Consider the following 12171-nt stretch of genomic DNA (forward strand, 5'->3'; position numbering starts at 1 on the left):
AATAAATCAAGGGAATCTTGGGAATTGGCCAAAGTCTGGTTGACGTTTTTCTTTGAAAGCGTCGCGACCTTCTTTTGCTTCATCTGTTGTGTAGTAAAGAAGTGTAGCGTCACCAGCCATTTGTTGAAGACCTGCTAAGCCGTCTGTATCTGCATTCATCGCTGCTTTTAAGAAGCGCAATGCAGTTGGTGACATTTGTAGCATTTCTTCACACCATTGAACAGTTTCATCTTCTAATTGGTCATAAGGAACCACTGTATTAACTAGGCCCATATCAAGCGCTTGTTGTGCATCGTATTGACGGCAAAGGTACCAAATTTCACGGGCCTTTTTATGTCCAATAATACGAGCAAGATAGCCTGAACCGTAACCAGCATCAAATGACCCTACTTTTGGACCTGTTTGTCCAAAGCGAGCGTTGTCCGCAGCAATTGTTAAATCACAAACAACATGTAATACGTGTCCTCCACCAATTGCATAGCCTGCAACCATTGCCACTACAGGTTTTGGAATTACACGGATTAAACGTTGTAAATCAAGAACGTTTAGACGTGGGATTTCATCGTCTCCTACGTAGCCACCATGACCACGAACTTTTTGATCTCCGCCTGAGCAGAAGGCATGTTCACCTTCACCTGTTAAAATAATTACACCGATATTTTTATCATCGCGTGCACGTGAAAATGCATCAATCATTTCCATAACCGTTTTTGGGCGGAATGCATTACGCACTTCTGGACGATTAATCGTAATTTTTGCGATTCCGTTATAGAACTCATACTTAATATCTTCATAAGTATGTAATGAAGTCCATTGACGTGTCATTGAATTGCCTCCTATATTCTAAATTCGTCTCGTTATTATCGAGGCGCTAACGTAACAAGTATAATATTACGTTATATACTCCTCTACTATTGTAGCAAATTCAGCGGGATTTTCCACATGAATTGCATGTCCAGCATCAATTACTGTCATATGCCTAACAGTTTTTAATAGCGCTTTCATTTCTAGTGCAATTTTACAAAATTTCTCATCTAATGAACCCGTAATCAGGAGTACAGATATTTCTAGTCGGTCCAAGAGGTGCCAATTCGAAGGCTGGGTTCCTGTTCCAACCCCTCTTAAGCTACCAGCCAATCCTTCTTCCCTCTGTGAAAGTCTTTCTGCACGAATAGCCTTTCGCACAGTGTCAGGAAGATGACGCTGTGATCCAAAAAGCGGTATATTCTCCCATGAATTCACAAAAGAGACTAACCCATTAGTGATGATTTTTTGTGCTAAAATGTCATCTCTCTCACTACGTTCACGTCGTTCTTCTACTGTTCGTAAACCGGGAGATGCACTTTCTAAAATAAGCTTTTGAATACGATCAGGAAACGCAATGGCATAAGATAATGCAATTCTGCCTCCCATTGAATAGCCCAACAATGTAAACTTCTCCATATGGAGCTGACAAAACAATTCCTCTAAGTCCTGTAATTGTTCCTCCATTGAAAAACGCTTAATTTGCTCTGGAGTAGCTGTTTGCCCATGCCCAATTAAATCAATCGCAATAACACGGACATCCGGCAAGGATTGCGCCAAATTGTACCAGGTAGCAGTGCTTCCCGTAAATCCATGTAAAGCAACTAATGTATAGCTACCGGTTTCATTCCATATGTCCACATGGGTTTTAAGTCCTCGGATTAATAAGCTCGTCATGCTTTAAACTCCGCATTAATACGATTCCATAACGCTCGATGAGCCTGAACGTTCTCTGCTCTATCTGTAAATATTTCAATTAAGCGTAAAGACCATTTTTTGTCTGATGAAAACTTCTCTGATAATTCAGAGATAGTATCTACTCGTATATAATCCATATTATACATATGGGCAATATCATGAAATTCAAGTGCCGTCGGTGTGCCAAAAAGATCCTCGTAATGGGCTTCTACTGTTGATTGAGGTAAATAAGAAAAAATACCTCCACCATCATTATTCATCACAATAATGGTTAAGTTACATTCTTGGTATCTAGAAGCAATCAGTCCATTCACATCATGTAGAAAGGCTAAATCACCAATTAATAAATAGGTTTCTCGGTCATTTCCTTCACTAAAGCCCAATGCTGTAGATACTACTCCATCAATCCCATTCGTCCCACGATTCGCAAAGAAACGTATATCCTTCGGTGTTGCTAATAAAAATGTATCAATATCACGCACTGGCATACTACTGCTAACGAATATATCGCTACCATCAGGAATCATTTTCAGTAAACGACTGACCATCGCACCTTCATCTTTTTCTATCTCTGAATACTGTTCAATATAAGTAGCAGCCAACTGATTGGCTTTTTGCCATTCGGCTAAGTATGCTTCCTCAAATGCAGTGTTAGTAATGGCTAATTGTGTTAACCATTGATCGATATTTGCATGAATAAAATGTGTAGATACGCCAGTAGCATCTCTAAACATAGGATCTTCATCAATAATGACATAAGCATTTGGCTCTGTTTTTGTAATAAATTGCATGATAAATTTTGAAACAGGCTGTGCCCCAATACGTAAAACTGTATCCGGCTGAACAAGTGCCTTAAAATCCTCACTCTTCATAATGGCATCGTAGGTTGTCACGAGATATGGTAAGCAATCCTCTGGTACAGCTGCACGCATATTTGACAAGCTTTCTACTAGGACTGGCCATTTCAACTGACGTACAAATTCCCAGACAAACGCTAGGTCCGTCCCAAGTGCTAATTCTCCAACAATAATAAAGCCTCTTTTAGTCGACTTTAAAATAGAGGAAAGTTCCTGCATAGCAGCGCTTGTTGGGATTAATTGTCCCATGCTGCTATGTTTAAATGTCATAGTTGGCAATTCATCCTGTAAATCAATTAATAAAGGCTCTCGGAAAGGAACATTCATATGCACTGGTCCAAAAGGCGCACTGGTAGCAATTGCTACTGCTCGTGCAATATGACGTTCGATAAAAGGCAATGTAGGAGCAGCACCATCTGCTAATGGAAAATCTACACTCCATTTCACATGTGAACCATATAAATGAGGCTGATTAATTGCCTGCGGTGCACCTACCTCTCGTAGTTCATGTGGTCGATCAGCTGTGATGACAATTAGCGGCACACGAGCATAGTTTGCCTCAACAATTGCAGGAAAGTAGTTTGCTGCTGCTGTACCGGATGTACATAAGAGAACAACAGGCTTAGCAGTAGCTTTCGCAAGCCCTAAAGCAAAGAAAGCAGCTGAGCGCTCATCTACTTGACGATACATTTTTATTTGTTTTGTAGAAGCGACCGCGTAGGCAAGAGGTGTTGAACGTGAGCCTGGACTAACGACAACAGTTTCTACCCCAACTTGTACTAACGACGCGACCATTTTATAAACATAATCTGTTAAAATTTTTCGTTCACTCATGTAATTGTCCTCCTAGCGCACGAAGCATTGGACGGAATTTTACTAATGTTTCATCATATTCAGATTGTGGTTCTGAATCTGCTACAATACCTCCACCGGCATATAAATAAGCCTTATCATGAAGCAATGCCGCTGACCGTATCGCGACTGCAAATTCTCCATTTCCCTCTGCATCTAACCAGCCAATTGGTGCAGCATACAAGCCTCTATTCATCGGTTCATACTTACGAATAGCTGCCAAAGCCTCCATACGTGGTACTCCTCCTAATGCTGGAGTAGGATGTAAAGTTTTTGTGAGCTGTAATATCGTAGCATCCTTATTGAGCTGACCTTCGACAGGTGTATATAAATGTTGAATATCTCTTATTTTTAATAGACGTGGACTTTCAGGAAGCGTGATATCCACACAATTTTTACGGAATGTGTCAGCAATCATATCGACAACATATTGGTGTTCCCCTCCGTTTTTTGGATCCTGTAACAAGCTTTGTCCATAAGCCTCGTCTTCTTCTGCTGTTTTTCCTCGCTTAATTGAACCAGCAACACATGAAGAAAATGCTCGACCATCCTCCACTTTTACAAGGCGCTCAGGTGATGCTCCGAAGAACAATAGATTTTCATGCTCTAAGCCGAATAAATAACTTTCTGGTTGTTCATGGATAATTTGCGACAGCACTTGTGGAGCAGTTACTTCCTCTTTAAATTGCAGTGCAAGTGATCGTGCAATAACAACCTTATCCGCTTTCTTTTGCTTAATTAAAGCTGTCACTTGGTCAATAGAAGCTAAATAAGGATCTTTATAAGGCTCAAAGTAGCTTGATATTTCAGGCTTTGAATACGTTTTCACTTCCTTAACCTGTGCGGCATGAACTAAATGATCTCGCTCTTTTCTCAATGCCTCAAACTGAGCCTCACCATGCCGATCCTGTGTCAGAAGATGAATGCTCACATATGCCTTATCATCTCGTATGACAAGCTGAAAAGTCGCTAATGCAAAATAAGCCTCTGGAAAACCCGTCCATTCCCCAGCAACATTATTTTGTGGATCAAATGTAAAGCCCCCAAACAAAATAGGTTGGAGCTCGCTTTGTCCTTTCAGACAGTTCTTTGTTAAACTCTTCCATTCAGCTTCTACAGCATCAAAACGATCATTTTTTTTATTATTTTGAATGGTATGGGCATGTCCTAGCCCAACTAATGTCATTGTTTTTTCTCTATTTTGCCAATAAAATCGTTCACCTTTATAGCACTCTTCACCTGCTGCATAAAATGCTAATGCAGATAGGTGACTCACTTCCATTGTTTCCATATAAAAATGAAGGCTTTGGCCCAAAGAGTCCACTTCTACTTCTGTGGCTTGGTACCACTTCTGTTGCATGAAAATTACCTCCGTTGTTGCAGTGTACATAATAAATGATGGCGAAAATACATCATTTTATGGGCTGGCAACCGTGTCATTCGTACTGTTGCTATCCACCCTATTTTTATTTTCAGTTCATAAATGCATGTTCTATTGTATCACTTTTTTTCATTTTACAGTATGTAATAAGCTGTGAACCTACCCATTTTCTCAATCTTCGTTTAAAATAAGAAGAGTCGACAACATTTGAAGGAGAGAAAGACCTTATGACCAAAGTCATTGAAGCTGATAGGGGTTTTAAAGTTTGGTGGCATTTAACACGTCCACATACTTTAACCGCTTCATTTGTTCCAGTATTCCTAGGAACAGCAATTGCACTAGCAATTGAAAAAGAAACAATTGATTTTGGACTATTTTTTGCTATGCTCATTGCAAGTATGCTTATTCAAGCAGCAACGAATATGTTCAATGAATATTATGATTACAAATTAGGATTAGATAACGAGGATTCTGTCGGAATTGGCGGAACGATTGTCCGTCATGGTGTACAACCAAAAACGATTATGATGATTGCGCTAAGCTTTTATGCTATTGCCATGCTACTTGGCATTTACATATGTGCCTCCACATCTTGGTGGTTAGCTGCTGTCGGACTAGTTTGTATGCTGATTGGTTTCTTATATACAGGTGGGCCATATCCAATCGCCTATTCACCTTTTGGAGAAATTGTTTCTGGGGCAGTAATGGGAATGGGAATCGTTTTGATTGCTTTCTATATTCAAACGCTTACAGTAACACTGGATGCCGTCTTACTTTCCGTTCCAAGTATGATTTTAGTTGGCGCTATTATGCTATCCAATAATATTCGTGATATTGTTGGCGATACAGAAGGTGGACGCAAAACATTGGCTATTTTGGTAGGACGTGATAATGCAATCTCCGTGCTATCAGGATTTTTTATCGTTTCATACTTATGGGTGATCGCCCTTGTTGCAATTGATGGCATTACTTTTTGGGCTTTGATTATTTTCTTAAGTATCCCTAAACCATTGCGTGCCATTCAAATATTCAGAGATAAAAAAGAAGCCAAAGAAGTGATGCCTGCGATGAAATATACAGCGCAAACGAATACATTCTTCGGCTTCCTATTAGGAATTGGTTTATTAATTGATTATTTCTTTTAAAAAGTGCGGCAGCCTTATCGGGTTGCTGCTTTTTTTACATACCGTATGAAATTTTGACTAGCGATGCCATGTACCTCTTCCTCTGAAAAGCGAGTTCGTAATGCCTCTAATAAATTTTGAGCCTCTCCCGCATGAGCTAATCCTTTTACGGTCACATCTATGCCATCAAAATCTGAGCCCAACCCTATATGCTCGACACCTACTAAATTGGCGAAATGCTCCACATGATTTACCAATTGTTCTAGCGTTGCATCTTGACCACCAATAAAGAGTGGATAATAAACAACATGGATATGCCCTCCATATTTTACAAGGGCCTTCGCTTGTGCATCTGTTAAATTACGGGGATGATCACATAATGCTCGTGCATTACTATGACTAGCAATAATATGCTTTGCTAACGGTAACACATCCCAAAAGCTTTGTTCGTTTAGATGGGAGACATCAATAATAATATCACGGTCATTTAATAGTTGAATGACTTCTTTACCAAATGGCTTCAATCCAAGACTTGCATCTTGTTCCGCTCCATGGGCAACAGCATTTTCCTCATTCCACGTTAAACCGACTAATTTGACACCTGCATCAAGTACAGCAATTAGCTTTGTTAAATCATCGCCAATTGCGCTGCAACCTTCTAAGCTTAAGATAGCTCCTATTTCATGGGGAGCCAATTGCTCTAACTGTGCCCAATCTGTAATATGCACCATGCCCTCTGTTTGTAAAACATGGGTATGAAATGCTTCCATTTGGCGAATGACTTCAAGAAATTGTTGGTTTTGAGGGATCGCTGGGTCAATAAAGATGGCGAATACTTGAGCTTTTATTTGCCCTAACTGCAGTCTTTTTTGATTGACGTGTATACGCACATCCTCTGCAAAACTAGCCGCTTCAAGCGTTGTTAATTTCAAAAGTGCATCACAATGTAAATCAATAATGTTCATCTTCTCACCTCTACAGCTATTATACTGCTTTAGTAAGGAAAATACTTACTGATTTTTATCCTGTGGTGTATCAGAAGAACCAAATTCTTCAAGCTCTATAAAATCATCCGATCTTGGTGTTGAAGAAAGCACCTCCTCCTCCACTGGTCGTAAATTATCCTCTTTCTTTTCCGCATGCTCGACACATGTCAGAGCTTGTGGCATAGCCTCTAAACGTCCAATTGGAATCTCTTTACCACAGACAGTACATTCGCCATATGTTCCGTCAGCCATTGCTTGAAGAGCTTCTTTTATTTCCTCTGCATTGTCGCCACGATGCTCATCAATAGCCATTTCTGTAAGCTGATCCGTTAAATCACTGGCATTATCAGCTGGATGATTATCATAATTAGATAGCTCTGTCGCTTGGGGACGCTCTGATTCATCTATTCGCTTTTCGATTTCTTGTAATTCTTGCTCCAATTGTCTTTTTAATTTTTGCATAACTTGTTGATCCAAAAAAATCTCCTCCTTATGCTTTCATTTTTTCCTAATTTATTGTTTCTAAAACATCAGCATAAGGAAGGTTTATTTATTTACTCGTATAAGCTACGATTGCATCGTGTAAAAACTGTGCAGCTCCCACTACACTACGCTCGTCGTAATAAGCGGTGAAACGTTCATCTGCTATATACATTTGAGCGAGTCCTACATGTGCCTCTTTAGAATATTCTTTCCATGAAAAGCTCAACCATCGTTTATGGAGCTCTGCGACTTCCATTGCAATATCACTTGTTGCGTCTCCCAACCCCATTGCCTCTGTTAAACGTTCAAACATTTGCTGCTCCAATTGCTGCATTGCCTGAAATTGTTCCTCTGTCATATTCATAAGCTTAGCATTGGAAGCATCTACCGTTTTATCTCCATATTTGGCACGAATTTCTTGACCATATTTATTTTCATTATCCTCGATTAGCTTTTCTTTAAATCCATTAAATTTTTCTTCATTTGACATAGGTCTTTCCCCCTCAATTGATAATATCGTTTTTTCTACCGTCTGTAAGATCGTCTCAAGCTGTTCTTTTCGTTTAAGCAGAGCAGCTTTATGTGACTTTAGCGCCTCGGAATGTTGAAAATGAGGAGCTTGAATAATATCCTGAATAGTTGCTAGCTTCATATCCAATGCTCGGTAAAATAAAATCTGCTGCAGCAAATCGACTTCCGATTGACCGTAAAATCGATAGCTCGCCTCATTGGTTCTAGCTGGTTTCAGTAGCCCAATTTCATCATAATAACGCAGAGTTCTCGTGCTTACACCAGACAATTGGGCAAGTTCTTGAATTGTATATTCCATGTTTTCACCTCCATTACTGCTACTGTAAACTTTGACGCAACGTTAAGGTCAATAGGAAAAATAAATTTTTCCTCTTCCTATAATCATCCTCTCCGTTCATATAATTCCATAACTACCTATAAAACTATATTTTCCAACCGATATAAATAGTAAATATTTCACAGGAGGGTAATAGGATGAAATGTCCAAATTGTCAGCATGAGAATCTAAATGACAGTAAATTTTGCTCGGGTTGTGGTACTAAATTGACAAATACACCCTCAAAACAGGGTATCCCAACATGGGCCATTATCGTATTGTCCGTCTGTTTCATTGCAATTGGTGGGCTGGGCTATGCCTATTGGGATTTCTTCTCCAATAAAAAAAGTAATTCAGCCACTTACTCGGAAATAAATGACAATCAGAATTTAGAGACAAAGCAAGTTTCCTCTGAGGAACTGACGAAAAAGCAAGAAGCTCATGCACAGCAGGTTGATCGTGTCACTCTTATAAAGGAGATTCAGCAAAAGGTATTCACCATTCTAACTAACAATGCGCAAGGTTCCGGCTTCCTCTATAAAAAAGGGGGTATGTTATTACTAATGCGCATGTTGTCCAAGGTGAAGTCGAAGTAATGGTTCGAAATTCTATGGGTCAAGAATCACCTGGTACAGTAGTCGGTATATCTGATCGTTATGATATAGCTTTAATACATGTTCCTAGCTATCAAGAGACAGCACCATTAGATATTGAAACATCAGAATCACCTATTGGCTTAGAAGTCATTGCCTTTGGAAGTCCACAAGGCTTTGAAAATTCAGCCTCCATTGGCTATATAACAGGCAATAAACGGGATATGAAGCTTGAAAATTTTATATACAAACAAATATATCAGGTCGATGCACAAATTGATAAAGGTAGTAGTGGCGGTCCTTTGGTGGATGTTAATACAGGAAATGTAATTGGGATTAACTCCCTACTTTACACAACCGAAACAAGCACACACTTCGCCTTCTCTATCCCTCTTTACAGTATGGTAGACCAATTTGATGGATGGATTGCTCAGCCTCTTTCTGCAAATGAGGTTCGTTCTGTTGCTAATCTATACGATAGCAGTCAACAACCTGCTAGTCATACAGAAACTACTACTGAAGCAGACAATTTGTTAGCAGGGCAATTCGTGCAGGCATTCCGCCTATACTATGAAATGGCCCTTAATGAGGGTGATTTTTATTGGATTGCCGATATGCTTGCACCTAGTAGTTCTGCTTATAAAGAACTAGAAAAATATATAAATGAAATTGCGTATCAGGGCAATTACTTCTATTTTACAAACAATGAAGTGCTTGATGTACAATATTCGAGTGGCCAATACTATGTTGATATGAATGAAACCTTTGATTTCTATGATGCCCAAGGTAATTATCAATTTTACGATCGGTATAAGACGTATATTGTAATCACAGATGAATATGGTGCTTATAAAATTGCCGCTATTAAAATTCACTAATAACGTCTGAAAGCCATCGAGAGTAACTTCTCGATGGCTTTCGTCTAAATTGCTATTGATATTTTCCATGCCACACTATTTGTCGATAATTTTCTTTATCCGTGTCACCCTCTGTATTAATTAATAATACTCTCGCATCTCTATTTAACTGTAACGTATCTTTTAATTGTCTGTAACGATCATTTGTTATGATTTCATAAAAACAACCAAATGGAGCTGCTCCCGATTCTCCTGCTACAATGCGTGTATCAGTGTTCAATGGATTACCAAGGATACGCATTCCTGTTGCTGCTACTTCTTCCCCACAGCTAATGCTTATTTTCGTATAGGCTTTTAACAGTTTCCACGCCTGAGGATTCGGTTCACCACACGCAAGCCCTGCCATTATCGTTTGCATGTCGCCGCCAACAGTTACAAATTCATTGGTACCCGCTTTAAAGCTTTTATAATAACAATTAGCTACATGTGGCTCCACTAAAACAATAGTCATTTCCTGCTCATAGTATTGTCTTAAAAAGGCAACTACTGCTGCTGCAAAAGACCCTACTCCAGCCTGTAAAAACACATGAGTCGGTGCTTGTTCTATCTCTTCAACAACCTCTTGTATTAGAGTTGTATAGCCCTGCATAATCCATAATGGGATTTTCTCATAGCCATCCCACATTGTATCCTGAATTAAAACCCAACCATGTTCTTCAGCTAGCTGAGAAGTATAACGAACAGTATCATCATAATTCATTGCGGTGATTTCAGCATAGGCTCCCTCATTGATAATGTTTTGTAATCGTTCCTTAGCGCTACCAGCAGGCATATAGATTCGTGCTTGAAAACCTAGCTCTCGAGCTGCCCAAGCTACCCCTCGACCATGGTTCCCATCAGTTGTTGAAATAAACGTTAACTCACCCAACTGATCTTTTAGTTCTGATGACTTTAATTGTTCATAGGAAAGATCTTCAATATCTTTATTGAGCATATTGGCAACATATTGTGCGATAGCATAAACGCCTCCTAGTACTTTAAAGGCATTCAAACCAAATCGAAACGATTCATCTTTTATCCAGATTTTTTCTACATCCATATAGGAAGCCAATGATGCTAAATGATGGAGTGGTGTCTTTTCAAACTTCTCATATGTACGTTGGAATTGACTAACTTTCTTTACTTGTTCTAGAGTAAAATTCGAAAGTAAGGCTGTTATTTGTTCGTCATTATCTTGCCCTACATAATGTTGATTAGGAACCCATTTTAATTTTTCACTCAAATCTATCCCCCCTCTCCCACATCTTAGTCTATCTCGCTAAAAAATACAAAATGCTCTTACGGAAATAAAAAAACTATACACTCATCTTATTTCGATGAATGTATAGCTTATCCATTAATTATTTCGTAAAGATTTCTTCTACTTGATCTAGCATAATATCAGCAGCTAGAATTCCTCCAGCTGTATTCCAAATTACATCATCTACTTTATGTGCATTGCCTTTTTGAACAGCAGAAAGGTTTTTCCAAAGAGGATCTTGTGTCCACTCTTGTTCAGTTGCTAATGCTGAATCATCACCAGTTGGCATGTATGTGAAGTAGAAAATAACATCCCCATCCATTTGAGGAATTACTTCTTTCCCTACCTCTACAGCTAAGTTTCCTAGCTTTGCATTATCTTTAAATAAATCTGCTTGCGCCGGAACACGTTTAAATCCTAACGCATCAAAAATAATACCTGAGAATGAATCTGTGTAATAGATACGAGATTTATCTGCCATAAAGCGGACAAATGAAACTTCTTGGTTTGTTTGATCACCAAGTTTTTCTTTTAACGCTTGTAGCTTATCATCGTAAGCTGTTAACACTTCTTTACCTTTTGTTTCTTGATTTACTGCTTTTGCGTATAACTGAAAGTTCTCTTTCCAATCACCACGTAATGTTTCAGAGAACACGGTTGGAGCAATTTTGCTAAGTTTCGCATAATCTTTTTCTTGTCGTAATTTATTACCAATGATTAAATCTGGTTTTAATGAAGCAATTTTTTCTAAATTAATTTCATGTTCAATGCCGACTACTTCGACACCTTCCATCTGATCCTTAATATGATCATACCACGGATCACCTGTCCATGATTGTACCGCACCAACTGGCTTAATGCCTAACGCTAAAAGTGCCTCTGTTCCTTCATTTGTTAAAACAACAATGCGTTTTGGTGTGTCTTTTACTTCAGTTGTTCCCATAGCATGTTCTACACTGTAAGCATTGCTTTCTTTTGAACTTTCTTCTTTCTTATCATCGTTAGAATTACCGCATGCTGCCAAAACAAAAATAGCAACAATAGCTAGCAAAACTAAGAGTTTTTGAAATCCTTTTTGCACCTTTTCTTCCCCCATTGTATATGATAAAATGTTTAAGCATAATTGACGAGAATGAAAATCAGTTTCATTTGTCTCTTAGAACGTTACT

12 protein-coding genes are annotated in these 12171 nt (G+C 38.9%); 3 read left to right on the forward strand and 9 right to left on the reverse strand.

Annotated elements, in window-relative coordinates; all coding sequences use genetic code 11:
• Positions 1 to 6: 6 nt before the first annotated feature.
• From menB to MKX57_RS18685, 4 genes are all read right to left on the reverse strand, one after another.
• On the reverse strand, positions 7 to 825 hold the full coding sequence (gene menB, locus MKX57_RS18670; RefSeq protein WP_008180343.1) for a 1,4-dihydroxy-2-naphthoyl-CoA synthase: 819 nt from the start codon (positions 823 to 825) through the stop codon (positions 7 to 9).
• Between the two features lie 66 nt (positions 826 to 891).
• The gene (gene menH / locus MKX57_RS18675) at positions 892 to 1701 is read right to left on the reverse strand and encodes a 2-succinyl-6-hydroxy-2,4-cyclohexadiene-1-carboxylate synthase (protein ID WP_089985584.1); all 810 of its coding nucleotides are present in this window, start codon (positions 1699 to 1701) and stop codon (positions 892 to 894) included.
• The gene (gene menD, locus MKX57_RS18680) at positions 1698 to 3413 is read right to left on the reverse strand and encodes a 2-succinyl-5-enolpyruvyl-6-hydroxy-3-cyclohexene-1-carboxylic-acid synthase (RefSeq protein WP_089985582.1); all 1716 of its coding nucleotides are present in this window, start codon (positions 3411 to 3413) and stop codon (positions 1698 to 1700) included. Before menD ends, menH begins: the two co-directional genes overlap by 4 nt.
• On the reverse strand, positions 3406 to 4791 hold the full coding sequence (locus MKX57_RS18685) for an isochorismate synthase (RefSeq protein ID WP_089985579.1): 1386 nt from the start codon (positions 4789 to 4791) through the stop codon (positions 3406 to 3408). The genes menD and MKX57_RS18685 overlap by 8 nt, the downstream gene beginning before the upstream one ends.
• A 248-nt stretch (positions 4792 to 5039) precedes the next feature.
• Between MKX57_RS18685 and MKX57_RS18690 the strand changes: the two genes are divergently transcribed.
• Positions 5040 to 5957, forward strand: a complete 918-nt coding sequence (locus tag MKX57_RS18690) for a 1,4-dihydroxy-2-naphthoate polyprenyltransferase (protein ID WP_008180339.1) — start codon at positions 5040 to 5042, stop codon at positions 5955 to 5957.
• Between the two features lie 14 nt (positions 5958 to 5971).
• On the opposite strand, the gene MKX57_RS18695 is transcribed toward MKX57_RS18690, so the two are convergent.
• The 3 genes from MKX57_RS18695 to MKX57_RS18705 all read right to left on the reverse strand — a co-directional run bounded on the left by MKX57_RS18695 (position 5972) and on the right by MKX57_RS18705 (position 8234).
• Complete coding sequence (locus MKX57_RS18695) at positions 5972 to 6901, reverse strand: dipeptidase (protein WP_008180338.1); 930 nt, start codon at positions 6899 to 6901, stop codon at positions 5972 to 5974.
• Between the two features lie 45 nt (positions 6902 to 6946).
• Positions 6947 to 7399: a TraR/DksA C4-type zinc finger protein gene (locus MKX57_RS18700; RefSeq protein WP_089985576.1), complete on the reverse strand. Its 453-nt coding sequence runs from the start codon at positions 7397 to 7399 to the stop codon at positions 6947 to 6949.
• 73 nt (positions 7400 to 7472) lie between these two features.
• Positions 7473 to 8234: a MerR family transcriptional regulator gene (locus MKX57_RS18705; RefSeq protein ID WP_089985573.1), complete on the reverse strand. Its 762-nt coding sequence runs from the start codon at positions 8232 to 8234 to the stop codon at positions 7473 to 7475.
• Between the two features lie 176 nt (positions 8235 to 8410).
• On the opposite strand from MKX57_RS18705, the gene MKX57_RS18710 reads away from it, so the two are divergent.
• Together MKX57_RS18710 and MKX57_RS18715 are read left to right on the forward strand one after the other, a co-directional pair.
• On the forward strand, positions 8411 to 8848 hold the full coding sequence (locus tag MKX57_RS18710; protein WP_239354776.1) for a zinc-ribbon domain-containing protein: 438 nt from the start codon (positions 8411 to 8413) through the stop codon (positions 8846 to 8848).
• Positions 8848 to 9723: a trypsin-like peptidase domain-containing protein gene (locus tag MKX57_RS18715; protein ID WP_239354774.1), complete on the forward strand. Its 876-nt coding sequence runs from the start codon at positions 8848 to 8850 to the stop codon at positions 9721 to 9723. The genes MKX57_RS18710 and MKX57_RS18715 overlap by 1 nt, the downstream gene beginning before the upstream one ends.
• Before the next feature lie 52 nt (positions 9724 to 9775).
• Here MKX57_RS18715 and MKX57_RS18720 read toward each other — a convergent pair whose 3' ends face one another.
• Positions 9776 to 10984, reverse strand: a complete 1209-nt coding sequence (locus tag MKX57_RS18720; RefSeq protein WP_008180332.1) for a diaminopropionate ammonia-lyase — start codon at positions 10982 to 10984, stop codon at positions 9776 to 9778.
• Between the two features lie 118 nt (positions 10985 to 11102).
• Positions 11103 to 12083: an iron-siderophore ABC transporter substrate-binding protein gene (locus MKX57_RS18725; protein ID WP_258955058.1), complete on the reverse strand. Its 981-nt coding sequence runs from the start codon at positions 12081 to 12083 to the stop codon at positions 11103 to 11105.
• Positions 12084 to 12171 lie beyond the last annotated feature (88 nt).

This window comes from Lysinibacillus sp. FSL M8-0216, assembly GCF_038595555.1.
In the GTDB taxonomy this organism is placed as follows: Bacteria; Bacillota; Bacilli; order Bacillales_A; family Planococcaceae; genus Lysinibacillus; species Lysinibacillus fusiformis.